Source organism: Microbacterium sp. 2MCAF23 (assembly GCF_052115565.1).
GTDB lineage: Bacteria > Actinomycetota > Actinomycetes > Actinomycetales > Microbacteriaceae > Microbacterium.
This window is the reverse complement of sequence record NZ_JBFRGY010000017.1, coordinates 94,547-121,313: the sequence shown is the minus strand read 5'-3', so window position 1 is coordinate 121,313 and position 26,767 is coordinate 94,547. Positions and strand designations below refer to the sequence as shown.

23 protein-coding genes are annotated in these 26,767 nt (G+C 70.3%); 8 read left to right on the top strand and 15 right to left on the bottom strand.

What is annotated here, in order from left to right; genetic code table 11:
• Positions 1 to 376 precede the first annotated feature (376 nt).
• On the bottom strand, positions 377 to 1,774 hold the full coding sequence (gene pntB, locus AB4078_RS17755) for a Re/Si-specific NAD(P)(+) transhydrogenase subunit beta (RefSeq protein WP_441978228.1): 1,398 nt from the start codon (positions 1,772 to 1,774) through the stop codon (positions 377 to 379).
• Complete coding sequence (locus AB4078_RS17750) at positions 1,771 to 3,327, bottom strand: Re/Si-specific NAD(P)(+) transhydrogenase subunit alpha (protein WP_441978227.1); 1,557 nt, start codon at positions 3,325 to 3,327, stop codon at positions 1,771 to 1,773. The genes pntB and AB4078_RS17750 overlap by 4 nt, the downstream gene beginning before the upstream one ends.
• Before the next feature lie 180 nt (positions 3,328 to 3,507).
• Here AB4078_RS17750 and AB4078_RS17745 point away from each other — a divergent pair, with 180 nt between their 5' ends.
• The 3 genes from AB4078_RS17745 to AB4078_RS17735 all read left to right on the top strand — a co-directional run bounded on the left by AB4078_RS17745 (position 3,508) and on the right by AB4078_RS17735 (position 6,052).
• Positions 3,508 to 3,933 carry a hypothetical protein gene (locus AB4078_RS17745; protein ID WP_441978226.1) on the top strand — a complete coding sequence of 142 codons (426 nt, stop codon included), beginning with the start codon at positions 3,508 to 3,510 and terminating at the stop codon, positions 3,931 to 3,933.
• Positions 3,934 to 4,015: 82 nt separating this feature from the next.
• The gene (locus AB4078_RS17740) at positions 4,016 to 4,675 is read left to right on the top strand and encodes a trimeric intracellular cation channel family protein (RefSeq protein WP_441978225.1); all 660 of its coding nucleotides are present in this window, start codon (positions 4,016 to 4,018) and stop codon (positions 4,673 to 4,675) included.
• Positions 4,676 to 4,750: 75 nt separating this feature from the next.
• Complete coding sequence (locus AB4078_RS17735) at positions 4,751 to 6,052, top strand: alpha/beta hydrolase (RefSeq protein ID WP_441978224.1); 1,302 nt, start codon at positions 4,751 to 4,753, stop codon at positions 6,050 to 6,052.
• Between the two features lie 89 nt (positions 6,053 to 6,141).
• Here the strand turns inward: AB4078_RS17735 and AB4078_RS17730 are convergent, their stop codons facing one another.
• Both AB4078_RS17730 and AB4078_RS17725 read right to left on the bottom strand, forming a co-directional pair.
• On the bottom strand, positions 6,142 to 7,458 hold the full coding sequence (locus AB4078_RS17730; RefSeq protein ID WP_441978223.1) for a cation:proton antiporter: 1,317 nt from the start codon (positions 7,456 to 7,458) through the stop codon (positions 6,142 to 6,144).
• 61 nt (positions 7,459 to 7,519) lie between these two features.
• The gene (locus AB4078_RS17725) at positions 7,520 to 8,464 is read right to left on the bottom strand and encodes a LysR family transcriptional regulator (protein WP_441978222.1); all 945 of its coding nucleotides are present in this window, start codon (positions 8,462 to 8,464) and stop codon (positions 7,520 to 7,522) included.
• Positions 8,465 to 8,561: 97 nt separating this feature from the next.
• On the opposite strand from AB4078_RS17725, the gene AB4078_RS17720 reads away from it, so the two are divergent.
• Positions 8,562 to 9,602, top strand: coding sequence for a YeiH family protein (locus AB4078_RS17720; protein WP_441978221.1), 1,041 nt, complete (start codon positions 8,562 to 8,564; stop codon positions 9,600 to 9,602).
• 94 nt (positions 9,603 to 9,696) lie between these two features.
• Here the strand turns inward: AB4078_RS17720 and AB4078_RS17715 are convergent, their stop codons facing one another.
• From AB4078_RS17715 to AB4078_RS17695, 5 genes are all read right to left on the bottom strand, one after another.
• Positions 9,697 to 10,713 (bottom strand): magnesium and cobalt transport protein CorA, encoded by a 1,017-nt coding sequence (locus AB4078_RS17715; protein WP_440732553.1) that lies wholly within the window; start codon positions 10,711 to 10,713, stop codon positions 9,697 to 9,699.
• A 140-nt stretch (positions 10,714 to 10,853) separates the two neighbouring features.
• Positions 10,854 to 12,134, bottom strand: coding sequence for a serine hydrolase domain-containing protein (locus AB4078_RS17710; RefSeq protein ID WP_441978220.1), 1,281 nt, complete (start codon positions 12,132 to 12,134; stop codon positions 10,854 to 10,856).
• A 118-nt stretch (positions 12,135 to 12,252) separates the two neighbouring features.
• On the bottom strand, positions 12,253 to 12,978 hold the full coding sequence (locus tag AB4078_RS17705; protein ID WP_440732555.1) for a response regulator: 726 nt from the start codon (positions 12,976 to 12,978) through the stop codon (positions 12,253 to 12,255).
• Positions 12,975 to 14,270, bottom strand: coding sequence for a sensor histidine kinase (locus AB4078_RS17700; RefSeq protein WP_441978219.1), 1,296 nt, complete (start codon positions 14,268 to 14,270; stop codon positions 12,975 to 12,977). The genes AB4078_RS17705 and AB4078_RS17700 overlap by 4 nt, the downstream gene beginning before the upstream one ends.
• Positions 14,267 to 14,842 (bottom strand): hypothetical protein, encoded by a 576-nt coding sequence (locus AB4078_RS17695; protein WP_441978218.1) that lies wholly within the window; start codon positions 14,840 to 14,842, stop codon positions 14,267 to 14,269. Before AB4078_RS17695 ends, AB4078_RS17700 begins: the two co-directional genes overlap by 4 nt.
• Before the next feature lie 270 nt (positions 14,843 to 15,112).
• Here AB4078_RS17695 and AB4078_RS17690 point away from each other — a divergent pair, with 270 nt between their 5' ends.
• Positions 15,113 to 16,186, top strand: a complete 1,074-nt coding sequence (locus tag AB4078_RS17690; protein WP_441978217.1) for a hypothetical protein — start codon at positions 15,113 to 15,115, stop codon at positions 16,184 to 16,186.
• A 142-nt stretch (positions 16,187 to 16,328) separates the two neighbouring features.
• Positions 16,329 to 16,982 (top strand): response regulator, encoded by a 654-nt coding sequence (locus tag AB4078_RS17685; RefSeq protein ID WP_441978216.1) that lies wholly within the window; start codon positions 16,329 to 16,331, stop codon positions 16,980 to 16,982.
• Positions 16,983 to 17,046: 64 nt separating this feature from the next.
• Here the strand turns inward: AB4078_RS17685 and AB4078_RS17680 are convergent, their stop codons facing one another.
• The 3 genes from AB4078_RS17680 to AB4078_RS17670 all read right to left on the bottom strand — a co-directional run bounded on the left by AB4078_RS17680 (position 17,047) and on the right by AB4078_RS17670 (position 20,985).
• A complete protein-coding gene (locus AB4078_RS17680; RefSeq protein WP_441978215.1) occupies positions 17,047 to 18,801 on the bottom strand; it encodes a sensor histidine kinase in 1,755 nt (584 codons plus the stop codon).
• Between the two features lie 80 nt (positions 18,802 to 18,881).
• On the bottom strand, positions 18,882 to 19,454 hold the full coding sequence (locus AB4078_RS17675) for a hypothetical protein (protein ID WP_441978214.1): 573 nt from the start codon (positions 19,452 to 19,454) through the stop codon (positions 18,882 to 18,884).
• Between the two features lie 145 nt (positions 19,455 to 19,599).
• A complete protein-coding gene (locus AB4078_RS17670) occupies positions 19,600 to 20,985 on the bottom strand; it encodes an ATP-dependent DNA helicase (RefSeq protein WP_441978213.1) in 1,386 nt (461 codons plus the stop codon).
• 162 nt (positions 20,986 to 21,147) lie between these two features.
• Here AB4078_RS17670 and AB4078_RS17665 point away from each other — a divergent pair, with 162 nt between their 5' ends.
• On the top strand, positions 21,148 to 22,266 hold the full coding sequence (locus tag AB4078_RS17665) for a hypothetical protein (RefSeq protein WP_441978212.1): 1,119 nt from the start codon (positions 21,148 to 21,150) through the stop codon (positions 22,264 to 22,266).
• 118 nt (positions 22,267 to 22,384) lie between these two features.
• On the opposite strand, the gene AB4078_RS17660 is transcribed toward AB4078_RS17665, so the two are convergent.
• From AB4078_RS17660 to AB4078_RS17650, 3 genes are all read right to left on the bottom strand, one after another.
• Positions 22,385 to 24,586: a cytochrome c oxidase assembly protein gene (locus AB4078_RS17660; protein ID WP_441978211.1), complete on the bottom strand. Its 2,202-nt coding sequence runs from the start codon at positions 24,584 to 24,586 to the stop codon at positions 22,385 to 22,387.
• A gap of 116 nt (positions 24,587 to 24,702) precedes the next feature.
• Positions 24,703 to 24,990, bottom strand: a complete 288-nt coding sequence (locus AB4078_RS17655; RefSeq protein WP_045250850.1) for an HU family DNA-binding protein — start codon at positions 24,988 to 24,990, stop codon at positions 24,703 to 24,705.
• A gap of 196 nt (positions 24,991 to 25,186) precedes the next feature.
• Positions 25,187 to 25,768 (bottom strand): TetR/AcrR family transcriptional regulator, encoded by a 582-nt coding sequence (locus tag AB4078_RS17650; protein WP_441978210.1) that lies wholly within the window; start codon positions 25,766 to 25,768, stop codon positions 25,187 to 25,189.
• A 136-nt stretch (positions 25,769 to 25,904) separates the two neighbouring features.
• Between AB4078_RS17650 and AB4078_RS17645 the strand changes: the two genes are divergently transcribed.
• Positions 25,905 to 26,747 (top strand): alpha/beta hydrolase, encoded by an 843-nt coding sequence (locus AB4078_RS17645; protein ID WP_441978209.1) that lies wholly within the window; start codon positions 25,905 to 25,907, stop codon positions 26,745 to 26,747.
• The last annotated feature ends 20 nt before the right edge of the window (positions 26,748 to 26,767 follow it).

Sequence of the window (26,767 nt, the reverse complement as noted above, 5' to 3'; positions counted from 1 at the left end):
GAGCAGCGGCGGCCGGCAGCGCGCCGGCCGCACCGCCGGCCGCGGCCGCCAGCACGAGGGCGCCGAGCGCCCCGGCGGTGCCGAATCGGGAACGGAACATCGAGGGACCTTTCGTGAGAGGAAGGGGCCTCGATGCCGTGGAGGACGCCAGGCGCTCCCCGGCATCGGGTCCCGCACCGAAAGTAGGCCTGCGCGGCCAGCGGCGACAGGGGTCATGGGCATCATTCCCGATCCGTTCACCGGATCCATCGGGTTCTCCCAGGAAAGCGGCCCGCGAAGACGCGCGTGCGCTCAGGAACGCCGGCCCGCGGGCCTCTCGCGCCGAAGGTCGGCCCCCGTCAGGGAGACCGACCTTCGGCGCACTGGGCGGAGCGGATCAGAGCGCCGCGATGATGTCCTCCACGCGCTGCTTGGCGTCGCCGAACAGCATCTGCGCGTTCTCCCGGAAGAACAGCGGGTTCTGCACGCCCGCGTAGCCGGCGGCCATCGAGCGCTTGAACACGATCACGTTCTCGGCCTCCCACACCCGCAGCACCGGCATGCCGGCGATCGGGCTGCCCGGATCCTCCGCTGCCGCGGGGTTGACGGTGTCGTTCGCGCCGATCACCAGTACGACGGAGGTCGACGCGAGGTCGTCGTTGATCTCCTCCATGCTGAGCACGATGTCGTACGGCACCTTCGCCTCAGCGAGCAGCACGTTCATGTGGCCCGGCAGGCGTCCCGCGACGGGGTGGATGCCGAAGCGCACGTCGATGCCGCGTTCGCGCAGCTTGGAGACGAGATCGGCGACAGGATACTGGGCCTTCGCGACCGCCATCCCGTAGCCCGGGGTGATCACCACGCTCTTCGCGGAGGTGAGCATGTCGGCCGCGCCTTCCGCGTTGATCTCCCGGTGCTCGCCGTGCTCCTCGTCGCCCGACGCGGACGCCACGATCCCGAATCCACCGGCGATGACGGACAGGAACGACCGGTTCATGGCCTTGCACATGATGTAGGAGAGGTAGGCACCGCTGGATCCGACCAGCGCACCGGTGACGATGAGCAGGTCGTTGTTGAGCAGGAAGCCCGCCGCGGCCGCCGCCCAGCCCGAGTAACTGTTCAGCATCGAGACGACGACGGGCATGTCACCACCGCCGATCGACGCGACGAGGTGCCAGCCCAGCGCGAACGCGAGCAGGGTGACCGCGATCAGCAGCCACAGCTGCTGGTCGATCACGAACCACACCGTGAGCACCAGGAACGCGACGAGCGCCAGGATGTTCAGCACGTTCTTGCCGGGCAGCATGAGCGGCTTCGAGGAGATCCGCGCCGACAGCTTGAGGTAGGCGACGATGGATCCGGTGAAGGTCACGCCGCCGATGAAGATGCCGATGAAGACCTCGGCGTTGTGGATCCCGACCAGGGCGGGGGCGATCTTCGCGTGGGCGAGGTGGCCGTTCCAGCCGACCAGCACGGCGGCGAGACCGACGAAGCTGTGCAGCAGCGCGATGAGTTCGGGCATGCCTGTCATCTCGACGACCCTGGCGCGCCACAGGCCGATCCCCGCTCCCACGATCAGGGCGACGAACAGGAAGACCAGTCCGATCACGGCACCGCCGGTCCAGGCGTTCGCGACGGTGAGCGACACCGTGGCGAGCAGCGCGATCGCCATGCCGGAGATCCCGAAGATCACCCCGGAGCGCGCGGTCTCGTGCTTGCTGAGCCCGGCGAGACTGAGGATGAACAGCAGGGCCGCGACGATGTACGCGGCAGTGGAGAGAGCCCCGACGGTCACTTCTGGCCGCCCTTCGTGAACATGGCGAGCATGCGACGGGTGACCGCGAACCCTCCGAAGATGTTGATGGATGCGAGCAGCACGGCGATCGCGGCGATCACCTGGACGACCGGATTCGGATCCGTGATCTGCAGCATCGCGCCGACCACGATGACGCCCGAAATGGCGTTGGTCACCGACATGAGCGGGGTGTGCAGCGCGTGGTGCACCTTGCCGATCACGTAGAAGCCGATCACGACGGACAGCGTCAGCACCGTGAAGTGCTGAGGCAGCGGCGCGGGCGCGAAGGCGTTCACCGCGAACAGCGCGGCGATGCCGAGCACGATCAGCAGCGCCTTGCGGCCGGCCGACATGCCCTTCTTCGCCGGTGCCGCCCCCTCCGGTCCCTGAGCCTGTCGAAGGGCGACCGGCGCCTTCGCCGGAGCCGCCGCGACCTGCACGGGCGGTGGCGGCCAGGTGACGGCACCGTCGCGCACGACCGTGACCGAGCGCTGCACGACGTCGTCGAAGTCGATCGTGAGCACGCCGTCCTTGCCCGGGGTGAGCAGGGCGACGAGGTTCGCCACGTTCGTGCCGTACAGCTGCGAGGCCTGGGCGGCCAGGCGTGAGGCGAGGTCGGTGTAGCCGAGGATGATCACGCCGTTCTCGGTGACGATGCGCTCGCCCGCGACGGATCCCTCCACATTCCCGCCCTGGCCCGCCGCCATGTCGACGATCACGCTGCCGGGCTTCATCGCGGCGACATCGGACGCCGTGATGAGCCGGGGCGCGGCACGCCCCGGGATGAGCGCCGTGGTGATGATGATGTCGACGTCGGCGGCCTGCTCGGTGTAGATCTCGGCGGCGCGGCGGTCGTACGCCTCGCTCGTGGCCTTGGCGTAGCCGTCGGAGGACTTCTCCACAGCCACGTCGACGGGCAGGTACTCGCCGCCGATCGAGGTCACCTGGTCGGCCACCTCCGGCCGCGGGTCCGTGGCGCGCACGATCGCGCCCAGGCTCGAGGCCGCACCGATCGCGGCGAGGCCGGCGACGCCCGCGCCCGCCACGAGCACCTTCGCCGGCGGCACCTTGCCGGCGGCGGTCACCTGGCCGGTGAAGAACCGGCCGAACTCGTGCGCGGCCTCGACCACGGCCCGGTAGCCGGCGATGTTCGCCATCGAGCTCAGCACGTCCATCGACTGCGCCCGCGAGATGCGCGGCACGGCGTCGAGCGCCAGGGCGGTGATGCCGCGCTGGGCCAGGGACTCGACGAGGTCGGGGCGCAGCGCCGGCGACAGCAGCGCGATGAACGTCGCCCCGTCGGCGAGCAGGGCGATCCGCTCCGGATCCGGCGGCGTGATCGCCAGCACGATCTCACTGCCCCACGTCTGCGAACGTTCGACCAGCGTCGCTCCCGCGGCCGCGTAGGCCTCGTCGGGGTACGACGCATCCGACCCCGCTCCGCGCTCCACGACCACGTCGTGACCGAGCTTGCGAAGCTGCGCGATCGTCGCCGGGGTCGCGGCCACGCGCGCCTCGCCCGCAGGCTCGCGCACGATGCCGATAACTGCCATAGCTACCTCCTCTGTGCCCGTCAGCGATGACGGGGCTCCAGGCGACCTCGCCCGGACAACCTGCTCAGAGTACTGAGCCGGACGGCGGGGATCCCTCGGCTTTTCGCGATCTTACGCGCAAAGAATCGCGGATCTTTCCAGTCCGACAACGCCGGCCGCTCCCCGCGTAGGCTCGTCCTCATGGCACCGGATCCTCGGCTGAAGGCACTGCTCGGCGACTGGACGGGGACGGAGGAGCTCTTCCCCACGGCCTGGACGCAGGCCGGATCCGCCCGCGGCGCGCTGAGCGTCGAGCCCGGTCCCGACGGGATCCTGCTGGACTACGTGGAGTCGCGCGACGGCGCCGACGGCGCTCCGCTCGTGGCGCACGCCGTGGTGGCCGGGGCGGGGTTCTGGTGGTTCGACACCTACGGCTTCACCCCGGCGACGCCCGGCACGGCGGTCTGGGACGGGGACGCCCTCGTCCTCGACCGTCGATCCGACCGCGGCCGCACCGTGATGCGACTGCGCGCGGAGGGCGACCGCCTCGTGCTCGAACTGGACACGGCCGTGCCGGCGGACGCGGATCCGGCGCCCCTCGTGCGCGGGGTCTACATGCGCGGCTGATCACACGCCGGGGACGCGGAGTGGGGTCCGCCACGCCGCGACGATGCCTCCGCGGGCGGCCGCGAGACGCTTAGCTGTCCACGTGAAGGCCACCGCATCCAAACTCCTCGCGAGGCCGCGCCCCGCGATCAGCGCCCGCCTCTTCGACACGCTCGACATCGTGGCGACCGGCCTGTTCGCCGTCGAGGGTGCGGCGGCCGCCGCACATGCCGGCCTGGATCTGCTCGGTGTGCTGGTGGTGGGTTTCATCGTCGCGCTCGCCGGCGGGATCCTCCGCGATGTGCTGCTCGGCGACCTCCCTCCGGCGGCGTTCTCCTCGCGGATCCGGATCATCGTCGCGCTCGGCGCCGCGCTCGCCACGTTCGGGGTGCTCGCCGCGGTCGACGAGATCCCTGCCCTCGCACTCGCCGCCGCGGACGCCGTTGGTCTGGCCCTGTTCGCCGTCGGCGGCGCGGAGAAAGCCGCTGCTCGGGGCGCAAACCTTTGGGTGGTCGCCGCGCTCGGCACGATGACGGCCACGGGCGGTGGCCTCGTGCGGGACGTGATCCTGAACCGGGTGCCCTTCGTGCTGTCGCAGAGCGTCTACGGCACCGCAGCCCTGGCCGGTGCGCTGGTGACGGGGATCCTGCTGCGCTGGACCCGGGCACCCGGGCTCGCGCTCCTCGCCGGATTCGCGGTGGCGTTCCTGCTGCGCATGCTCGCCGTGTTCTTCGACTGGCAGCTCCCCCGGCTTCCGGTCTGACCGGTTGTGATCGGCACCGGACTAGAGTCACTCGTGCCGCGCGCGATACGACTGACCACCGAACAGGAGCCATCGATGACCTGGTTCTTCAAGCTCAACGTCATCGACGGCCCGCTCCCGCTCACGATCTGGGGGCTGACGATCGTGGCCGTGATCGTCGTCCTGATCCGCCGGCCCAGCCCGGCGTGGTTGTGGCGGATCGTGATCGCCCTCGCCGTCGGGATCGGCGGAGGCGCTGTACTCGTGGCATTCGTGAACACGTCGCACGCCTTCGGGCCGGCCATGCCCTACGCGTGCTGGTTCTGGGTGCCGGCAGGGTTCGCGGCGATCCTCCTGGGCATCGTGTCGCTGTGGGAGCGCCGGGTCTGGCGGAAAGTCGTCGCGGTGCTCGTGGTGATCCTCTCCCTGCTCTCCACGACGCTCGGCGTCAATGCGGCGTTCGGCGTCAACACCACGGTCGGCTCGATGCTCGGCATCGCGACCGACGACAAGATCGACGTGCTGCCCAAGCCGGTCCCGACCGAGACCACGAGCGGCCCGCTCTACGAGTCCTGGTACCCGCCGGCGGACATGCCGAAGACCGGCGAGACGGCCGTGCTCAGCGGCTCGCACGCGATCCCCGCCACCGGCGGCTTCCGGCCCCGCGATGCGGTCCTCTACCTACCGCCCGCGGCGCGCACCGCGAATCCCCCGCGGCTCCCCCTGATCGTGATGATGATGGGCTATCCCGGCGATCCGGACGCGACGTTCATCGCAAAGGCGCTCGATGACCTCGCCGCCAAGAACAAGGGCCTCGCGCCCATCGTGATCGTCGCGGATCAGCTCGGCGTCACCAAGTCGGATCCGGTCTGCGCGAACACCGCCAAGTACGGCGACGTGCCCGCCTACTTCAACACCGACATCCCGGCCTACGCGACGAAGAACCTCAACGTGCTGCTCGACCACAGCTACTGGACGATCATGGGCTACTCGAACGGCGGCGCCTGCGCGTTCACATGGGCGACCCACCACCCGGACATCTGGGGGAACATCGTGGCGATCTCACCGGACGAGTACCCGGGCGTGGAGTGGCGCGACGAGGCGATCAAGACGCTCTTCGGCGGCGACGCGGCGAAGTTCGACGCGCTCAAGGCCGAGGCGGGGATCGCGGAGAACCCCGGGAAGTTCGCCGGCCACCTCGCCGTGTTCACCGTCGGCGGTGCGGATCCGGGATACATCCCGGGGACGAAGCGCGACGCCAAGCGCGCCGAGGACGCCGGCTTCACCACCACGTTCCATGAAGCACCGGGAGCCGATCACGTCGCAGGCGCCCTGAACACCGGGATCCCGTTCGCCATGGAACTGCTCTACAAACATCTGGGCCTTTCGGCTCCCTGACCCCCGCCCCGTGCGCAGCGCATGACCGGCGGTCCGCCGGCTGCCGAGCCGGGCGAGACCGCCGCTCGGTCACGACAGGGCGGCGCCGATCAGTGCGGCGTCGCCGAGCCCTCGGCCCGCGCGGCCGTGTTGCCCGGCGAGAGACGACGCAGCACGAGCGGCGCCGCGATGCCGTGCAGCAGGATGCTGCCGACGACGGTGACGACCATGACCAGGAGCACGATGTTGCCGTCCTCATCGGGCAGCGCGTTGTACGCGAGCAGGCCGAACACGATCGTCGCCGTGCCGCGCGGCCCGAGCAGGCCGATCCGCACCCGGTCTCCGCGCCCCACGGAGCTGCCCATCAGCGAGAGGTACACCGGGCCGAGCCGCAGCAGGGTGAGCGCGAGCAGCGCCAGCACGAGAACCCGCCAGTCGAAGGAGTCGGTGAAGGCGAGCAGCGCCGCACCGCCGAGCATGAACCAGACGAAGTTGGCGGTGAGCGTGCCGACCTCCTCGACCAGCAGCAGCTCGGCATGCGGGATCACCCGCAGCTCCATGCCGCGGGTGCGGGCCACGCGGTACATCAGACCGGCGACGAAGGCGGCGACGAAGCCGTTCGCCTCGAGGGCCGGGATCGTCGCGATGCCGTACGCGATGAGCGGAAGCAGCAGCATGGCGTAGCGCGCACCGCCCTCGCTCGCGATGTTCCGGTCGCGCGCGATCCGCAGCACGAGGCCGACGAGACCGCCGAGCACCACGCCGATCACGACGGCCCAGAGCGTGGCGGGCACCGCATTCAGGAATGCCTCCGTCATCTTGTCGACGTTGTGCCCGAGATCCTCATCCGTGACGTTGACCGTGTCGGATCCGGTGGCGATCGCCTGCCGGACCACGGGGGCGAGCACGACGGCGATCGGCAGCGCCATCCCGAAGATCGGCGAGACGAGGCCGTCGTTGTAGCCGCTCTCCACGTTGAGGATCGCGCGGATCCGCTCCGGCAGGCGCTTGGTGCGCAGCAACCGGGCGGCTGGAGCGAAATCGGTCGGCATGACCACGCACGCGATCACCCCGATCACCACGAACGACTCGGGGATGAGCAGCACGCTCGCGATTGCCGTGAGGATGAGCGACAGCGGCAGCGCGATGAGCACGAGCCGCGCCGTGACCCTGCCCTCGCCCCCGAAGATGCCGCCGCGCACCTCGGTGGCGTCGGCGAACAACAGGAGGGAGAGGATGACCTCGACGATCTTCTCGGTGACCGGAGAATCCAAGGCGGTCGCATAGGTCGGCAGGTCCCACACCGTGGTCGCGGCGCCCAGCACGAGCAGCATCGCCGGGCCCGCGACGCCCCAGCGCTCGAAGCGGCGCGACACCAGCGACCACAGCAGCACCGCGGCGAGGCCGAAGAGCACGAGCGAGGGCATCCGGTTCCTTCCGACGATGGCGACGGCGGCGCGACGGCCGCAGTATCGCGACGAGGTGAGACTATCGCGCCGAGCGTCCCTGCTTCGCCGCCCGTTCCTTCGCGGTCGCCACGGCCACCTCGATCAGCTCCCGGGCGGCCGGGGAGAGGTCGCGCGCTCCCCCGCGCCAGAGCGCCGTGATCGGGCGGATGACGGGTTCGCCGGCGGTGCGCACCGCGCGCAGTCGGCCCAGCCGGATGTCGTCGGCGGCCTCCCGCCGGCTCATCACCGCGGCCCCAAGTCCGCCCGCGACCGCGGAGCGCACCGCCGCCGAGGTCGGCAGCACCACCGCCGGCTCCGCGGGGTCCCGGCCGAGCCGGCGGCGCACCTCGTCCTCCCAGGCGCGTCGCGTGCCGCTGCCCTGCTCGCGAGCCACGAGCGGCTCGTCGGCGGCCGCCTCGAACGCGATGGGGCCGCCACCGTTCCAGGCGTGCCCCGGCGCCACGACCAGCACGAGCTCGTCCTGGTCCACCGTGGTCGCGCCGAGATCGACCGGCACCTCGGTCGACTCGATGAACGCGAGGTCCGCGTGCCTCTCGCGCACCAGCGCCTGCGCCTCCGTGCTGTTGCCAGAGAGCAGCTGCACGGCGGTCGGCGTGCGCCCGGCCTCGACCTGGCGCCCGCGCAGTGCGACGAGCCACGGTGGCAGCAGCTGCGCCGACACGGTCTGGCTCGCCGCGACGGTGAGCCGTGCGGTGCTCTCGCCACGCAGGGTGCGCGTCGCGGTGCGGAACCGGCCGACCGCCGCCAGCACATCGTCCGCCCAGGACGCCACGACCTCGCCCTCGAGCGTGGGGCGGGTGCCCGACGGGGCGCGGTGGAACAGCGACAGTCCGAGTTGACGCTCCACCGCGCGCAGACGTGCCGACGCCGACTGCTGGGTCACGCCGGTCTCCCGCGCCGCGGCGGAAATCGAGCCGGTGCGCACGACAGCGACCAGCAGCTCGAGCGCTCCGAGGTCGGGCATCGCTCCCTCTGTCACCTGGCTTGCCACAGTCCACGACTGTACCCCTATCGAGCGCCGCCGGATACCGCGGTCGACGTCGACGGACGAGCCTGGATCCATGATGTTCCGCCCTGCCCGCACGTTCCCCTCCCGCCTCGTCGCGCGCGGGGCGGACGTGCTGCCGGGCCTGGCGCTCACCGTGCCGATCGCCGTCGTCGCCACGCTGATCGGCGCGGCGATTCCGGTGCTCGGATCCGCCCTGCCCGCGATCGTGATCGGCGTGGTCATCGCGGTGATCCGTCGGCCCGGCGCGCGTTTCCAGCCCGGTGTGGAGTACTCGGGTCGGTTCCTGCTGCAGCTCGCCGTGGTGCTGCTGGGCGCGCAGCTGTCGCTCGACGCGATCCTGCGCGTGGGTGCGGAGACGCTGCCGGTGATGCTGTCGACTCTTGCCGTGTGCCTGCTCGGCACCTGGATCATCGGCCGGGCGCTGCGCGTGCCCCAGCGCCTGCGCACCCTGATCGGCGTCGGCACCGGGGTCTGCGGGGCCTCCGCGATCGCCGCGGTGTCGCCGGTGATCGGCGCGCTCAGCGCGGAGGTCTCGTACGCGGTGTCGACGATCTTCGTCTTCAACATCCTCGCCGTGGTGCTCTTCCCCCTGCTCGGTCATGCCCTGGGCATGGATCCGCACACCTTCGGACTGCTCGCCGGCACCGCCGTGAACGACACCAGCTCGGTGGTCGCCGCGGCGAGCGTCTTCGGCGCGGCCGCGCTCGGGTACGCGGTCGTGGTGAAACTCGTGCGCACGCTGATGATCATCCCGATCTCGATCGGGCTCTCCGTCATCGAGTCGCGCCGGGCGACCGAGGGTCGGCGGCTGACCCTGCGAGGCGTGGTCGGGCTGGTGCCGTGGTTCCTCGTCGGGTTCCTGGTCGTCGCGGTGATCGGATCCTTCGGCGTGATCCCGGCCGGCCCGCGCGAGGCGATGGTGCACGCCAGCGGGTTCCTCATCGCCACCGCGATGGCCGGCATCGGACTGTCCACCGACGTGGCCGCGCTGCGCCGTGCCGGCTGGCGGCCCCTCGCGCTCGGCGCGATCCTGTGGATCCTGGTCACCGTCACCGCCCTCGCGGTGATCGCACTGACGACAACTGGTCGTTGAGCGAGGACGCGCGAAGCGCGACCGAGACGAAACGCGGCGCTCTCGCGAAGGACGGCGTTTCGTCTCGCTTCGCTCGCTCAACGACCCCGGTCGGTCAGAGCCAGCCGCGCTTCTTGAAGACCAGGTACAAGGCGAATCCGCCGCCCACCATGAGCGCGATCGCCATCGGATAGCCGGCGGCCCATTTCAGTTCTGGCATCACCTCGAAGTTCATGCCGTAGATGCCCGCCACGATGGTCGGCGCGAAGAAGATGGCGGCCCAGCTGGAGATCTTCTTGACCTCCTCGCCCTGCCGCATGCTCTCCTCGGTCATCCGGCGCATCTCCTCGTTCTGGCGCCGGGCGACGATCGTCGCCTCCACGGTGAGCGCGTTGTCGAGATTGGCGCGGAACGTCGAGACGCGCTCGGACAGGGTCAGGATGTGGTCGAGCACGTCGCGCAGGTAGCGCTGCAGCTCCAGGTCGACGGCGTACTTCGCGGATCCGCGCAGCAGGTTCTCCAGCATCGGCTGCAGCGGCTGCGTGGCCTTCTGGAAGTCGATGACCTCGCTGCTCAGCTCGTAGATGCGCTGGGTGACGTCGGATTCCTCGAGGAACAGCTGCGCCTCGATCTCGTCGATGTCGTTCTCCAGACCCGCCAGCACCGGCGAGTACTCGTCGACGAGCTCGTCGAGGACCGCGTAGAGCACGGCCTCGGGGCCGCGGGCGAGCAGCTCGGGGTCGTGCTCCATACGGCCGCGCACCCTGCTCAGGCTCGGCGTCTCGGCGTGCCTGATCGTGACGACGAAGTTCGGGCCGACGAACACGTGCAGCTCGCCGAACTCGACCTCCTCGTTCGCGTCCAGATAGCGAGCGGGGCGCAGCACGATGAACAGGGTCTCCCCGTAGCGCTCGAGCTTGGAGCGCTGATGCCCGGTCAGCGCATCCTCCACGGCGAGCTCGTGCAGGCCGAACTCCGCGGCGACCTGGCGCACCTCCTCCTCGCTGGGGCGGTACAGGCCGATCCAGCCCATGCCGCCGCGGTCGTGCATGAGCTCGAACGTCTCATCCAGCGTGTGCGGGGTGTCGGTGCGGACGCCGTCCACATAGATGCCGTTGTCGACGATCGCCATGGTTGCTCCTCGGGTCGTGCGTGCGCCTCGACCTGCAAGCCGGTCGAACGCGGGAGGCGTCGAGCCGTCCGCTCAGCTGTCTTCCGGCAGATGAGCGGACCAGCCGAACCAATACTCCCGCGCTCGACGGGAGTATTGCATCAGCCTTGCGGCAGCGGGCAGATGGCCGCGCCGTCGACCGCCTTAGCGTAGTCGTCCGAGGTGAACGGCAGGGCGAATTCCGGCGCCGTCCGGCCCTTGCCCGCGGGCGCCTTGGAGGCGATCGCCGCGAGCTCGAACGCGAGGTCACCCGCGAACGCGTCGCCGACCGTGGAATCGTTCAGCACCACGGCGACCGTGAAACCGGTCGCCGGGTCGGAGTAGGCCGCAGTCAGGTAGCCGGGCGTCCCGCCGTGCTGGCCGATCATCGATCCGACCAGCTTCGCGCCGCCGGTGGTCTGGTACCAGCTCGGGGCTCCGTCCGCGATGGGGAGCGGGGTGCCGAAGCGCTTCGGGGTCTTCTTCACCCGCAGCGCCTGCGCCGCCTCGGCCTGCACGTACCGTCCGAGATCGGCGATCGTGGAGACCACTCCCGAGTCGGTGTAGCCGTTGCTCGACGAGCTCACGGTGATGTCCGTGGGCTTCGCGCACTGATAGGCGCCGTCGACCTGGGTCAGGTAGGAGCCCTTCAACGCAGGCGACGGGGTGGGCGCGGCGGCCTGGGGACCGGGCAGCGACGTGGAGCCCAGCCCGAGCGGAGCCGTCACGTACTGGCGGATGAGCTGCGCCGCGGTCTGGCCTGTGGCGCGCTCCAGCGCCTGCCCGAGCAGCAGATACCCCGCATCGGAGTCGCGGTAGCCGGTGTGCGGGGGCGTCCGGTTCTGGGCGAGCCCGTAGGACGCCAGCTCCTTCGGCTCCCACTGCCGGTCGGGGTTGCTCAGCCACATCGGCATCGCCGTCGCCTGGGAGGAGCCGATCCCGCCGGTGCCGTTGCACAGATCCAGCAGGGTGACGTCCTGCAGATCCGGCACACCCGAGACGTACTCGGTGATCGACGCGTCGAGCTTGACCGCGTCGCGGTCGGCCAGCGCGTACAGCACGTCGCAGGTCATCAGGCGAGTGACATCGCCGATCCGGAACGACATGTCGGTGCTCACCGGGGTCTTGTCCTCGACGGACACGGTGCCGAGACCCTCGACGTAGGATCCGCCCCAGGGCGCCCACACGCCGACGATCGCGCCGCTCGAGCCGCTCGCCGCCATCGCGCGCTGGACGGCCGCCTTGATCTGGTCCTGCGTATCGGACGGCAGTCCGCCCTGCACCTGCGGTTTCGGCGAGTACGAGGGGGCTGCCGCGGTTCCCGAGCAGCTGCTCAACGCGAGTGCCGCCGCAACGGCACCGGCGACCAGCGCCCCTATCCGACGGCCTGTGATCCGACGCATTCGCCCCCCTGACATCCTCACGATTGTAAGCGGCCCTTCTCAGGGCGACGTCATCCCTGAGGATGATCCCGGACATCGGGTGAAGATCGTGATGTGCGGGATCCGCGCCCACTGTGCCTCAGACGCTCCCGAGTCCCTTCGCGATCGCCTGCGCGCGATCGCGCACGCCCAGCTTCGCGAACAGCGCGTTGACGTGCGTCTTCACCGTGGCCACCCCGACGTAGAGCGCCTCGGCGATCTCGCCGTTCGACCGGCCCTGCAGGATGAGCGCGTAGACCTCCCGTTCCCGAGCTGTGAGCGCAGGGAACCGCGTGGCGAGGGCCGTCGCCGAGGCCGGATCCGGATCCGTGTCCGCGAGGGAAGGCTCGACGCGCCCGTGCGCATCCGGCGCGGCGGCATCGGGGGTGACGGCGTGCGGCGCGCCGATCCGTCCCAGCAGCACGTCGCGCACCGGGGCGGAGAACGTGGACTGTCCTGCGGCGACCGCGCGGATCGCGGCGGCGAGCTCCGCCCGCCCCGCGTCCTTGGTGAGGTAGCCGCGGGCGCCGGCGCGCAGCGCGGCGACGATGTCGGCGTCGTCGGCGAAGGTCGTGAGCACCAGCACGGCGGTGCCCGGCGTCTCCGCCGTGACTCGCCGAGTCGCGGCGGCGCCGTCCAGCACCGGCATCCGCAAGTCCATGAGCGCGACATCGGGATGGGTGGCGGCGATGAGCGCCACGGCCTCGGCCCCGTCGCCGGCGGCGCCGACGACCTCGAAGTCCTCGACGAGGCTCAGCACCGTCTCCAGCCCGTCGCGGATGATCGCCTGGTCGTCGGCGAGCACGATGCGGATCCGCTCGGTCACGCCGGCGCCTCCACTCGCAACTCGAAACGATCGCTCCGTGCGCCCGCACCACCGCCGGTTCCTGAGCCCGTCGAAGGGTCCGGCACCAGACCTGCACGGGCGGTCCCGCCGAGCGCGGCGAAGCGCTCCCGCACCCCGCGCAGCCCCAAGCCGCCACCGGTCGCGACGAGCCCCCTGTCCTGAGCGGGCGCCGCGGGGGCCGGGTTCTCGATCGTGCACTCCACCCGGTCAGGATGCCAGATCAGCCCGACCCGCACCTCGGCGCCCGGCGCGTGCTTGCGCGCGTTGCTCAGCCCTTCCTGCACCGCGCGGATCAGCGCCTCGGCGAGCGCGGCCGGTACCGAGCGCGGCACGCCGGCGACGTCGAGGCGGGCGCTCTTCTCCCCGGTGACGAGTGCGCGGATCCGGACCTCGAGTTCGTCCGGCGCTACCGGTGCCGCCGTGTCGGACCCCGGTTGCTCGGCCGGCTCGCGCAGTGCCCGCACGGCCTCACGCGCCTCTTCCAGCCCGTTCACGGCGAGCCGCCTCGCGGCTGTCACCCGTTCCGCCGCGCGACCGGCGTCACCCGCGACGAGCAGCGCCTCGGCCGCGTCCAGCTGCACCACGAGGCCGCCCAGGCTGTGCGCCAGCACATCATGCAGGTCACGGGCGAGCGCCACCCTCGCGGCAGTCGCCTGCGCCCGCAACGCCTCGGCGCTTGCACGTTCCCTCTCGATCAGGAGCACGCGCTGCGCCCGCCGGCCGAGCCCCGCGATCACGCACAGCACGAGGGCGGCGACGATCCCGGCGAACCCGAGGACGTCGACCTCGGATCCGGCCGTCCCCGTCGCGCCGGCCTGCGCGAGCGCGGCGCCCAGCGCGATCCCGAGCGCCCCCACGACCGCGACGCCGCCGAAGACCGGCAGCGGCGTCTGGGGATCGCTCGTCACGGTCATCACCGCCACCACGAGCAGCGCCACACCCACCCCGCGCGTCGGAACCGCGGTGAGGCTCCCCGCGATCGTCATCACGGCGAGCAGACCGATCGCGAGCAGCGACGCCCGGCCGGATGGCGGAGACGTCCTCGCCTGAGCGGCCGGCGCCTGCACCCCTGTTGGAGGAACCGGATCCGTTCCGCCCCGGGTCGCAGCGACCAGCGTGCGGATCACCCAGGCCACGAGCCCGACGAGGGCGAGGGCGGTGACCCACGGCGAGACCACGGGGGCGGCCCGCCACAGTCCGTAGGCGACGGCGAGAGCGCCGGCGAGATTGATGCCGGCGCTCCACCAGGTGAGCGGATTGATGCGGGTCACGAGACCATGATGCGCGCTGATGCGTCCTGCGCGGTGCCGCGGTGTTGCCCTTCGACCCGGTGGTGCAGCACGAGGGTCCTGGCTGCGCGGTTCGCGGCGAGCACGAGCAGGATCAGTCCGGCCGAGATCCCGAGGTGGCTGCCGAACGACTCGAACGCGAAGGTCAGGCCCACGCGCACGCCGATCAGCACGACCCAGAGTGCAAGGCCCCAGGGCGAGGTGCGGGTCTCGAACTCGGCGGCGGCCCTGGCCGCAGCCTTGGCGGGCATCCCCGCCGTGACCGGGACGGCGCCGTCCGGGCGGGCGATGCGGCGAATGTGTGCGATCGCGCCCATCGCGGCGCCCACGACCACGGCGATCACGATCTCGACGACGAACGCGACGACGTCGATGACCCCGAGCCCGCGCCCGTTCAGGGACTGCAGCAGCAGTGCCACGCCGAGGATCGCCGCCACTGCGGGGAAACTCCAGTCGCGGGTGCCGAGCACCGGACGCCAGGTCATCTGCCGGACGGCGATCACGCCGACCGCGACGAGGATCAGCAGGACGTTGGAGACGATCGAGAGGTTCATGTCCTCGATGCTCCTCCGATGCCGGATCCGGCGGCACCGCCCTGGGGTGGAGATCCGCGTTCGGCGGGTGGAGATCTGCGCTCAGCGCGCGGAGTCCGCGCCCGGCGGGTGGAGATCCGCGTCCGAGCCCGCGATGTGGTGCAGGCACCACATCGCTGTGGTGGCACGACCATCGGCCGCCGGCGCGTCGATTTCTAGCCTTTTCAGTACGAGAACTTCCCGGATCGGGATGCCGCAGACGCCCTCCGCGGGCAGTGAGAGAAGGACACCATGAACACCACGAAGACCACTGACAACACCACCGCCAGACGCCTCGTCGGAGCCGGGCTCGTCGGCGCCACCGTGCTCGGCTCGATCGCCATCGGCGTCGCCACCGCCGCCCCCGCGTCGGCCGCGACCCCGGTGCGCGCGGCGGCCACGGCCGACGTCACCCGCGGGTTCGACATCGTCAACACGACCAAGCACACCCTGGAGCTGACCGGGATCGGCAGCCCGGGCGAGCGCGATCAGTACCGGCCGACCGGGACGAAGATCCTCCCCGGTCAGTCCTACCGCTACGAGAAGGTGTACTACTTCGCCAAGCGCGGCGAGACGACTCTCACCTTCAACTACAGCGAGGCCCTGGCCGACGGCTCGATCCGGATCGGGGCGTTCGAGGCCACGCTCGTGGTGGACGCGTTCAGCGGCACCAACATCCGCACGGATGCCGGTGCCACCTTCACCGTCGAAAACCAGGGCATCACCGCCGGCCGGCTGATCCTCTCGGAGAAGGAGTTCTCCACGATCTCGGTGCCCGCCTCCGACGCCCAGCGGCAGGCCGACCTGCTCAACCAGACCTGCATCTCGGGGATGGCGTCGTGCACGTTCACGCCGGTGACGAAGGTGGACGGTCCCGATCAGCGCAGGCTGGTCGCCGGTGGCGCGAACAACACCGACACGGCGCGTCCGGAGAGCTTCACCACCAAGGTCGTGGCCACCACCACCTCCTCGGTCGAGACCACCGGGTCCGCCAAGCTGACGATCAAGGGGATCCTCGAGGCGGGCCTCAGCCACAAGTACGGCGGCACCTGGTCCGACACCAAGGAGACCACGAAGGTGCACAACTACACGATGAGCCCTTACTCGAACTACAACATGTGGTCGCGGTCGCTGACCGACCGGGTGACCGGCGACTTCACCGTCACGATGGGCAAGACCACCTGGAAGCTCTTCGGGGTGCACTTCGACATCCCGAAGAAGGACGCCGACCCGCTCTACGACAGCGTCGCACGCCCGCTCACCGACCAGGAGAAGGCGAACCTGCCGCAGGTCGCCGAGATCAAGCCGATCACGCCGGCCGACTGACCCACTGGGGACCCGGGGGATCCGAGGAGTTGGGGAACCACGGATCCGAGCCGCCGCCCGCACCCGAGAGGTGTGGGCGGCGGTTCTGCGGGAGTACTCTCGGGGCACCGGCGGGATCGCACACCGGCAGGCAGGAGCACGTATGCGCGTCGTCATCGCCGAGGACGAGTTCCTGCTGCGGGAGGGGATCTCCCGCATCCTCGCGGATGAGGGTCACGAGATCGTCGCGACGGCCGGCGACGCGGACGACCTGCTCGGCAAGGTCGCCGCCTACCGGCCGGATCTCGTGCTCACCGACATCCGGATGCCGCCCGATTTCGCCGACGACGGTCTGCGCGCGGCGAAGCGGATCCGTCGAGAGTTTCCCGGGACGGCCGTGGTCGTGCTGTCCCAGTACGTGGACGCCACCGGTGCGATGGAGCTGCTCGCGGACGGCGCGAACGGCATCGGCTATCTGCTGAAGCGCCGCATCCTCAACCTCGAGGACTTCCTCGACTCCGTTCAGCGCGTCGCCGACGGCGGATCCAGCATCGACTCGGATGTCATCACCTCGATGGTGCGCCGCGAGGTCCGCAACCACCAGGACGGCGGCATCGCGCAGCTCACCCCGAGGCGGCTGGAGGTGCTGCAGCTGATGGCGCAGGGCTACAGCAACGCGCGCATCGCCCGAGAGCTCTTCGTGACGGAGAAGGCGGTCGCGCGCAGCATCGCTCTCATCTTCGTGGCCCTCGATCTGCCTCCGGATCCCGACGACCACCGCCGGGTCCTGGCCGTGATGCGCTTCCTGGACCGGTGACGGATCCGGCACTCTCAACCGGTCCCTGAGCTCGTCGAAGAGCCCGAACCCGTTTGTGGGTGCACTATCCCTCGCGATGGCCGAGCGGAATCTCCGCGCGCAGCGTCGTCCCGCCGTCGGCGGCCGGCTCGAGCGTCATCGTCCCGCCCAGGGTCTCGACCCTGTCCCTGAGGCTGCGCATGCCGAACCCTGGGACCGCTCCGACCGGCCCCTTCCCGTCATCGCTCACCGCGATCTTCAGGCGGCCGTCCCGCACGGCCAGGTCCACGACGATCTCGCGGGCGCCGGCGTGCTTCACGGCGTTGGTCAGGGCCTCGGCGATCACGAAATAGGCGGTCGACTCGACTTCGGCGTCCATCCGGCCGAGAGGGGAGGCGACCTCGACCCGCACCGGGATCCGGACCTGGTCGGCCAGCGCGGATACCGCGGCCTCCAGGCCGTGGTCCTTCAGCCGGCTCGGCATGAGGCCCTCGACCAGGCCGCGCAGCTCGTCGAGCAGGGATCCGCAGCGCTCGGCGATCTGCGCCGCCTCCGCCCGGATGTAGTCCGCGTCGTCGGCCTGCCGCGCCATCCGCTGCACGTCGATGCCGACCAGGACGATCCGCTGCTGGGCGCCGTCGTGCAGATCCTGTGCGATGCGCCGCCGTTCGGCGTCCGCGGCCACGACGATCCGGCGCCGCGAGGTCTGCAGCTCCTCCGCTGCCATGTGGAGCTGCTGCACCGCGGAGCGCAGCTCGACGATCAGCCGCTGCTTGTCCATCGCGAGTCCGAGCTGTGCGGACACGGTCGCGACCAGGCTCCGGTCCGCGATCAGCTCGCGGTCATAGAGGAGCCCGCCCACAGGTGCCTCGACCGGACCGATCGGCCACCAGCCGCGCTCACCGGGTACGGCGAGCTCGCGCCCTGCGCTGTCGACATAACGCGCTGGGTCCGTGTCCGTCGTCCAGAGGATCCGGGCACTGGGGTCGCCCAGAGCCCGCACCGCGAGCGCATCGAGGAGTGCCGGCTCCACGGACGCCGCGGAGATGCCCGCGGCCACCTCCGCGACCTCACCCGCGTGACCGAACGCGCCGAAGGTCAGCCCCACGAGGAAGGCGACGGGCAGGCCACCGAGCATGAGCAGTTGGACGACGGTCGCGGCCTGCTGCACGCCGGGGCGGGAGTCGAGGTGCAGCATCACGACCGTCATGCCGATCACCGCGATGGCCGCGCATCCGTAGCCGATGAACGGGAGCAGTTGGCGGCGCGGGAGCCTCGGCATCCGAGAGAGCCGGATGCCCCAGAGGACGACCGTCGCCGCCAGAGCGACCATGCCCACCGCCGCCTGCAGGGTCCAGACCACCTCGGTCGCACCGGGTTGCAGGACGACGATGATCTGCGGGGCCACGGAGACGAGATAGGCCACCGCCACGATGGCGCGGGCGGCCCTGCCGGGCAGCCGGCCGGAGGGGAACGCGAGCAGCAGGTGCAGCAGCAGGGCCAGCGGGAGGCTGGACGTCAGCGTGCCCAGGACGCGGAGCGCCGGGATGCTGTCGTCGTAGGTGCCGGAGGCCCACAGCGCCAGCGCGGTGAGCAGCATCACCCGCCCGATGGCGTTGTGCGGGCGCCGGTACCACGCGAGCAGGCCGGTGACGGTGAAGACCGCGACCAGCGCCCCGTCGAGGAGGGATCCGCCGAGCCCCCTCGACGTCGAGGGGATCGCGAGCTCGACCAGGCACAGGACGGCCATCAGGATGCCGATGCCGACCAGCGCCGCACGCAGGCTCGGCATTCCCGCCCCCGAGGAGCGCCCGTCCGCCGAGCCGTTGAGCGGTGTCATGCGTACAGGATCCCAGGACCGGTCGACCAGCGGAACGGTTCCGGATCTTCAGGTGGCTCGCTCGGCCTGGAGATGTGTGGTCAGGGGAGGCCGGGGCGAGGCATGACGACCGATGGGTCCGGGCGGAGGATCAACGTGTCCCCCGGAGTCCAGGGCCGCTCGTAGTAGGGCGGCGCAGGATGCGTGCCCACGAAGTTGTACCGCGCGACGGACACGTAGTCCATGCAGAGGCGCGTCTCGATGCCGTCCCAGTTGTCGCCCGCGACCGTCGTGTAGCTCACGATCCGCCCCTGGCCGTCAAGGTTCACGGTGCCGCTCGCGCCTTCGCGCGGTCCGAAATCGATCGGCTCAGCCAGGAGCTCTCCCCGGCGTCCAAGGAGATTTCCGTCGGCATCGACCACGTCCGTGGTCTTGATCTGCGCGGGCGGGTGGCAGTTCTCTGCGCCTCCCACACGCTCCTGCTCAGATGTCGGGAAGCTGGCTGACGGCTCCGGTGTGGGCGTAGCGGACCGTTCAGAGGAGCTCGTCGGCGGAGTCGTTGCGTGCGGAACGGCTGTTGTGATGGTCGCGACGGCGGTGCCTGCGCCAACGGCGAGGGCGGCGACCACGAGCCCGGCGACCGCCCAGGTGGCGATCCTCGCCGTGCGATTCATGGCTTCAACTTAGCCCCGGGGCCAGACAGTTACGAGCCTCGGCCGTGCCAGATTTGCGCAACAGCGCGACCGTGAGCGCGAAGAGCAGCAGCGCCGTCGCCACCGCCCGCGAAAGCACCTGATCCCATGTACCGCATGCGTCGCCTTACGACCCGACCTGCGGCGTGGAGTCCCCCTGGCGGGCCTCCCACGCGGCGCGCATGAAGCGGCGCACGTCCTCGTCGACGCGGATGTCGCGGGGGCGCAGCGGACGGGACAGGTACAGCCCGTCCAGCGAGGTCAGCCGCGACAGCGCGACGTAGGTCTGCCCGGGGGCGAAGGCGCCGGATCCGAGATCCACGATCGCGCGATCGTAGGTCTTGCCCTGGGACTTGTGGATCGTGACCGCCCACGCGAGCCGCAGCGGGAACTGCGTGAACTCGGCGACCACCTCGCGGGAGAGCGTCTTGGTGCCGGGGTTGTAGATGTAGCGATAGCGCTCCCAGACCGCGGGTTCGACATCGACCTCCTCGCCGTCGATCTCCACGCGCACGGCATCGCCGAGGATGCGCACCACCGTCCCGATCGTGCCGTTCACCCAGCGCGGCGGATCCGGCGACGCTGCGATGTCGTTGCGCAGGAACATCACCTGCGCGCCCTCCTTGAGCTGCAGCTCCTGGTCGGCCGGATAGTTCGACTCGCCGCGGCCGAAGTCGCCGGAGATGTCGGCCTTGGCCTTCTGCACCTTGCCGGGCAGCGCCGCGAGATGGCGGGCGTTGATGCCGTTCACGATGTCGTTGCGCGTGGCGAGCGTGATGATCGGGATCTCGCCGGGTGCCGGATCCGGCGGCGTCCTCGCGCCCGCGTCGTTGAGCGCACCCGCGATCTCGGCGGTCACCCGGCCGTAGCGCACCGCGTTCAGCATCGCTTTGAACCCCGCATCGGACTGCCGGTGGATGTGCACGAGCTCGCGCACGTGCAGCGTCGCGCCGTGCGTGCCGATGTCGAGCAGTCCGTCGGTGGCCTCACCACCGGTCCACACCTTGGCGTCGAAGAACCAGAAGGAGCGGTAGTGGTCCTGGATGTAGCGCAACTCGTCGCCCCGTGGCGGCACGGGGGCCAGCTGATACGGATCCCCGAACATCACGACCTGCACGCCGCCGAACGCCTCCGCCTTGCGGCCCCGCGCCTGACGCAACGACCGGTCGATCGCGTCCATCAGATCCGCGTTGACCATCGACACCTCGTCGATCACGAGCGTGTCGATCGCGTTCAAGATCTTGCGGGTCGCATCCGATTGGTCGATCTCAGTGTCGGCGATGAGGCCGATCGGCAGCCGGAACAGCGAATGGATCGTCTGCCCCTCGACGTTCAGCGCTGCCACTCCCGTGGGGGCGCAGACGGCGATCTGCTTCTGCGTGTTGTACGCGAAGTGCTGCAGCAGGGTCGATTTGCCTGTGCCGGCGCGCCCGGTGATGAACACGTGCTCGCGGGTGTCCTCGATCAGTCGGAACAGTTCTTCCTGTTCGGCGGAGAGGGTCGGCGTGCTCACGGTCCTCGAATTCTACCGGCGAGCGTCTTCTCTGACCGCGAGACTGCACTGGAATAACGAGACAGCACTCCGGGAGTGCAGTCTCGTCACTCAGTTGCAGTCTCGCGGACCCGGCCGGGCCACTCGGGGTTCCTGCAGGCGGACTTTCGTAGACTGGCGCACATGGTGCAGTCGGCGGGGGTGCTGACGCCAGGCGTGCGGTCGCGCCGGGCGCGGAGTGCGCGTCGCCGTGCCTCGCTCTGGTCTGACCTCACCCTGCTGGCTGTCGTCGGCGCCGTGTTGGTGGCCGCCCTCGCCGCGGGCGGACTCACCATGTACCGCGAGTTCTACAGCCCCTCCGCCTTCGTCACGCGCTACCTGACGCTGCTCAGCGAGGGTCGCGCGGCCGACGCCCTGCAGCTGCCCGGCGTCGCCCTCTCGCACGGCGACCTCGACACCGACGCGTTCCGCTCCGCCTCCGATGCTCTGCTGCGTCATGACGCACTCGGCACACTCACCGACATCGTCGTGACCGACGAGCACCCCGACGGCGACGCCACCTCGGTCACCGTGACGTACAAGGCCGGGGGTCACGCCGGATCCTCCACCTTCCGCGTCGCTCAGGACGGCTGGATCGGCGTCGCACCCGCGTGGGAGTTCGCGCAGAGCCCGCTCGCCGTCATCTCGCTCACCGTGCGCGGATCCGACCGGTTCTTCGTGAACGGCTTCGAGCTCGACCGCCGCCAGGTCGCGGCGCAGGGTGCGGACTCATCGGCGCTCGACGCGGTCCCGATGCTGGTGTTCTCCCCGGGGCTGTATTCGGTGTCCGTGAAGACCGCGACCGCGACCGCGACCGGCATCGGGGTGCTGGCCGACAAGCCGCTCGCCGACGTGCCGCTGGATGTGCAGGCCAAGCCCACCGACGCCTTCGTCAAGGTCGTGCAGCAGCGCGTCGACGATTTCCTCGCGCAGTGCACGACGCAGCATGTTCTGCAGCCCACCGGCTGCCCGTTCGGTCAGACCGTGCCCAACCGGGTCGTCGACGGCCCCACCTGGAGCATGGTCAAGGGACCCGACATCACCCTGCAGCCCGACGGCGAGGGGTGGAAGATCGTGGCGACCCCGGCCACCGCACACATCGAGCTCGAGGTGAAGTCGCTCTACGACGGATCCGTGTCGCACGTCGACGAGGACGTGCCGTTCGAGGTGGACGGGACGATCCGGTTCCTGCCCGACGGATCCGCCTCGATCAGCATCACCTCACCCGAGCAGTCCGCTCCCCCGCCCGGATCCGAAGGCTGAGCCCGCCCCGCACGTGGTCGTTGAGCGAGGACGCCGAAGGCGACCGAGACGAAACGCGGTGCCCTGCCGGGGTGCCGCGTTTCGTCTCGCTTCGCTCGCTCAACGACCCCGTGGGGCCTCAGCGCCCGCGGGCGGCAGCCCTGGCGTCCTTCTCCGCGAGTTCGGCGAGCCGCGCGTTGTACTCCTCGAGCTCCGCATCGCCCGAGCGATCGGCAGCCCGGTCCTGACGCTTCTGCACCTTCGCGTCGCTGCGGCTCCACTGGATCGCGACCGTGATGGCGAGGATCAGCGTCGGGATCTCCCCCACCGACCATGCCACGCCGCCGCCCACGTACTGGTCCTGCAGCGGCGTCGCCCCCCAGGTGCGGCCCATGGATCCGAACCACTCGGCGACCATCAGGCCCGACTGCATCATTATCGCCATGCCGAAGAACGCGTGCGTGGCCATCACGGCGATGAGCGTGATGAGGCGTCCTGCGTACGGCAGCCGCCGCGGAACCGGATCCGCGCCGATCAGGCTGAGCACGAACAGGTATCCCGAGATGAGGAAGTGCATCGTCATCCACTCGTGCCCGATGTGGTCGGTCATGGCCCAGCGCACGAGGTCGGTGAAGTAGAACGCCCACAGCGACAGCACGAAGATCGCCGCCGCCACGAACGGGTTGGTGACCACCCGCGAGAACGGCGAGTGCACCGCCCACAGGATCCATTCCCGCCCGCCGCGGGTGCCGTCGTCGCGCTTGTCGATCGCGCGCAGGGCGAGCGTGACCGGAGCGCCGGCCACGAGCAGCAGCGGGATCGCCATGGAGAGCATCATGTGCCCGAGCATGTGCACGCTGAACAGAGTCTCCTGATACGCGTTGATCGCGCCCCCGGTGACCCACACCAGCCCCAGCATCCCGAGGATCCAGACCACCGTGCGGTGGATCGGCCAGGCGTCGCCGCGCTTGCGCAGCCGGAGGACTCCGAGCACGTACAGCGCGATTCCGAACGCCGCGGCGGTCGCCCAGATCAGGTCGATGTTCCACGCCGTGATCCAGCGGATCGGGGTGAGTTCGGGGGGCAGCGGGGAGCCGGTGAGGATCTCGGCCGGCGTGCGCACGGTGGCCACCTCGAGGCCGGTGGGCGGCGCGGTGCGCGAGAGCGCGGCGGCGAGGCCGGAGGCGATGCCCATGAGCGCGAGCTCCAGCAGCACCAGGGTCCAGAACGGGCCGGATCCGCCCGCGTTCGCCGACGCGGAGCCGGATCCGTCCTGCTCGAGCTTCGGGATGAGCCGGGTGCGGTAGCGGGCTCCGAGCGCACCGAGCAGGATCAGCACGATCGCCTTGGCGACGATGAGTCCGCCGTAGGGCGTGAGCAGACCGGCCCAGTCGCCCACGGCGACGATGGAGCGGGCGATGCCTGAGACCGCGACCACGATGTACGCGGCGAGGGCGAGGGAGGAGTAGCGGCGCACGAGGTCCGCGAAGGTGAGGGCACCCCTGGTCTTCTTCGCGCCGGCGGGCCTCTTGGCGCTCTTCGCCCCGGGCTTGGCGGAGGCGTGCGCACCGGCCGTGGCGCTGCCCTTGCGGGCGCCGCCACGCCCGGCGTCGGCGAGCTCGCTGCGGGATCCGCGCAGCACGATCAGCAGCACGAGGCCGCCGATCCACACCGCGGCGCCGACCGTGTGCAGCAGCAGCGAGTTCACCGCGGCGTCATGGCCGCTGAGCTCGCCCGCATGGCCCTGCGTGGCGAGCGGGACGAACGAGGCGGCGGCGAGGATCGCGGTGAGCAGAGTGGCGGTCCAGCCGCGGAAGGCGAACGCGGCGATCGTGATGACGGCGCCCGCGAGCACCGTCATCAGCCAGGCCTGACCGAGAGGGAGCTCGAGCAGGAACCGGCCCAGCTGGGCGCCGAACTCCGGCCCCGCGCTGAGCTTCACACCGAGCGTCTGCAGGAACGTGAACAGACCCGCCACGGCGCTTGCGACCGTGTAGACCGCGGCACCGATCGAGGCGGTGTCCAGTGCGATCTCGAAAGAGCGCGCCCCGCTGCGCAGGGCGAACAACGCGAGCACGAGGGAGCCCAGCATCGCCGCCGCGCCCAGGTTGCTGATCGTCTTCACGACGGGCAGGCCCCAGCGCACCACGGGTCCAGGATCGAGGAGCAGGTTGGGCGCTGCGCCCCCGCCGAACGCGAGCCCGGCGACGACGGCGAGGATCGCGGCGCCGACAAGGATCACGGGACCGGCGATGCGCAGCGACGGGGATCCGGCGGGCAGGGCGGAGCGGGCGGCATCCGACCCGGTCTCGGGGCGGACCCCGGTGGCGGGGCGATTCACCCCTCCAGCCTATTCCGGTGTCGCTCACGGTCTGCCGGGAGCCCGGCCGATTGCGAGGCCCCACGCGAAAGGCCGCCCCTCCGAGAGAGGGACGGCCTTGCGAGGCGAAGCCGGAATTACTTGACGGCAGCCTTGAGCTTGGAGCCGGCGGTCACCTTGACGCGCTTGCCGGCCGGGATCTTGATCTCGGCGCCGGTCTGCGGGTTGCGGCCCGTGCGGGCGGCGGTGGCGACCTGCTCGAAGGAGATCCAGCCCGGGATCGAGACCTTGCTGCCCTTGGCAACAGCGTCCGAGACCGTGGCGAACAGGGCATCGAGAACGCCGGAGACGGCAGCCTGGCTCTGGCCGGTGGCGCTGGCGATGCTCGCGACGAGCTCGGTCTTGGTGATGGACTTGTCAGCCATTTCATCCTCCAGCGACGGGATCCCGTCGCTTCGTATCAGAGTTCCGGATGGGCGGATGCCCCCCGTTGGTCGAACGACCGCCTTGAATGTATCAACCAAACCCCGGATTTCCGCGTCATTTCGCGGGTTTTGACGTTTTGAGACGGCGTGTCGCGCCTCATTCGTCACTCCAGTCACAGGGGCGGGCGCCCGGAGGTCACCGGCCGTGAGCGGCGATGAGGTCTCGCGCGGTGCGGGCGAACGCGGGAGCGACCCTGTTCTGTCCGTCGAGGTACCCGCCGACCAGGGCCGCATCGCGGAGCAGGACGAGAGAAGCCGCCACCGCGTCGGGGTCGCGCAGCTGCGCCCCCTCGGCCAGCTGCCTCAGCGTCTCGCGGAACCACTCGCGGTGCACCGCGATGAGGTCTCGCACCGGGCCCTGATCAGGGTATTCGGCGGCGGCGTTGATGAAAGGGCAACCGCGCGTGTGACGCTCACGGATGTCGTGCGCGATCCCGTCCACGACGAGGTCGAGCAGCACGGCGGGATCATCCGATGCCTCGGCAGCCAGCGCGAACAGTCCGCGCAGTTCTTCGTCCTCGCCCTGGAGGTAAGCGAGGACCAGCCCCTCCTTGCCCGAGAACTGCTTGTACATCGTGGCGCGAGTGACGCCCGCGGTCTCGATGATCCGGTCGACGCCAACCGAGTGGATGCCTTCGCGATAGAAGAGCTTGGTCGCCGCGTCGAGCAGTCTCTGCCGCGCCGAGCCGGGGCGGACTGTCGTTGTGGTCGTCGTCATGAATGCCCTTCCTCGTCCATCGTGCCACACGGGAATACTCTTGTGTAGATAGAACGTTCAGTCTACCATGGGCAGCGAAGCAGCAGACGCGGATCCCGCAGACCACTCGAACACCGAATCACCCAAGGAGCACGACATGACCACCTCGACCAAGACCCCGATCGTCCTCATCCATGGGCTGTGGATGACGCCCAAGAGCTGGAACACCTGGGCGCAGCGCTTCCGCGACGCCGGCCACGAGGTGATCGTCCCGGGCTGGCCCGGTATCGACGACCGCGACGTCGAAGACATCCGGCGCAACCCCGAAGCGCTCAAGGGCGTGGGCCTGAAGCAGATCGTCGACCACTACGAGCGAATCATCCGCGCCCTCCCGGTGAAGCCGATCATCATGGGGCACTCGTTCGGTGGCGTGATCACTCAGATGCTCGCGGACCGCGGCCTCGGTGCCGCCTACGTCGGAGTCGCCCCGGGGCAGACCGCCGGCATCACGACACTGCCGCTGTCGACGCTGTGGACGGGCACCCCGATCCTGTCCAACCCGTTCGGACGCAACGGCGCGAAGCCGCTGTCGAAGCGCCACTTCCACTTCACCTTCGGCAACGACCTGCCCCGCGCGGAGTCCGACCGGCTGTGGCAGGAGTACGCGGTCAACTCCTACAACCGCGTCTTCTTCGAGGGCGTCTCGTCCGTGCTCAATGAGAAGGGCGGCGTCACCCACGTCGACTACGACCGCACCGACCGCGCACCGCTCCTGGTCATCACCGGCGAGATCGACCACGTCGTGCCCCCGGCGATCGGCAAGGCCATCGTCAAGAAGTACCGCTCCAGCGGCAGCCCGGCGGTCGTCGACTACCGCGAGTACCCGGGCCGCACCCACCGGCTGGTGAGCCAGGACGGCTGGGAGCAGATCGCCGACGACGCGCTGGGCTGGGCCACCGCGAACGAGCTCCGCGAACCGGTGGCGACGCCCGAGGTGTGACGAGACCTCCGGACACGCAG

Bases quoted from the DNA above. Each gene is read 5' to 3' on its own strand.
- AB4078_RS17750 (WP_441978227.1), bottom strand. From the start codon at position 3,327: ATGGCAGTTATCGGCATCGTGCGCGAGCCTGCGGGCGAGGCGCGCGTG.
- AB4078_RS17745 (WP_441978226.1), top strand. From the start codon at position 3,508: ATGGCACCGGATCCTCGGCTGAAGGCACTGCTCGGCGACTGGACGGGG.
- AB4078_RS17735 (WP_441978224.1), top strand. From the start codon at position 4,751: ATGACCTGGTTCTTCAAGCTCAACGTCATCGACGGCCCGCTCCCGCTC.
- AB4078_RS17730 (WP_441978223.1), bottom strand. From the start codon at position 7,458: ATGCCCTCGCTCGTGCTCTTCGGCCTCGCCGCGGTGCTGCTGTGGTCG.
- AB4078_RS17725 (WP_441978222.1), bottom strand. From the start codon at position 8,464: ATGCCCGACCTCGGAGCGCTCGAGCTGCTGGTCGCTGTCGTGCGCACC.
- AB4078_RS17720 (WP_441978221.1), top strand. From the start codon at position 8,562: ATGATGTTCCGCCCTGCCCGCACGTTCCCCTCCCGCCTCGTCGCGCGC.
- AB4078_RS17715 (WP_440732553.1), bottom strand. From the start codon at position 10,713: ATGGCGATCGTCGACAACGGCATCTATGTGGACGGCGTCCGCACCGAC.
- AB4078_RS17710 (WP_441978220.1), bottom strand. From the start codon at position 12,134: ATGCGTCGGATCACAGGCCGTCGGATAGGGGCGCTGGTCGCCGGTGCC.
- AB4078_RS17695 (WP_441978218.1), bottom strand. From the start codon at position 14,842: ATGAACCTCTCGATCGTCTCCAACGTCCTGCTGATCCTCGTCGCGGTC.
- AB4078_RS17690 (WP_441978217.1), top strand. From the start codon at position 15,113: ATGAACACCACGAAGACCACTGACAACACCACCGCCAGACGCCTCGTC.
- AB4078_RS17685 (WP_441978216.1), top strand. From the start codon at position 16,329: ATGCGCGTCGTCATCGCCGAGGACGAGTTCCTGCTGCGGGAGGGGATC.
- AB4078_RS17680 (WP_441978215.1), bottom strand. From the start codon at position 18,801: ATGACACCGCTCAACGGCTCGGCGGACGGGCGCTCCTCGGGGGCGGGA.
- AB4078_RS17675 (WP_441978214.1), bottom strand. From the start codon at position 19,454: ATGAATCGCACGGCGAGGATCGCCACCTGGGCGGTCGCCGGGCTCGTG.
- AB4078_RS17665 (WP_441978212.1), top strand. From the start codon at position 21,148: ATGGTGCAGTCGGCGGGGGTGCTGACGCCAGGCGTGCGGTCGCGCCGG.
- AB4078_RS17655 (WP_045250850.1), bottom strand. From the start codon at position 24,990: ATGGCTGACAAGTCCATCACCAAGACCGAGCTCGTCGCGAGCATCGCC.
- AB4078_RS17650 (WP_441978210.1), bottom strand. From the start codon at position 25,768: ATGACGACGACCACAACGACAGTCCGCCCCGGCTCGGCGCGGCAGAGA.
- AB4078_RS17645 (WP_441978209.1), top strand. From the start codon at position 25,905: ATGACCACCTCGACCAAGACCCCGATCGTCCTCATCCATGGGCTGTGG.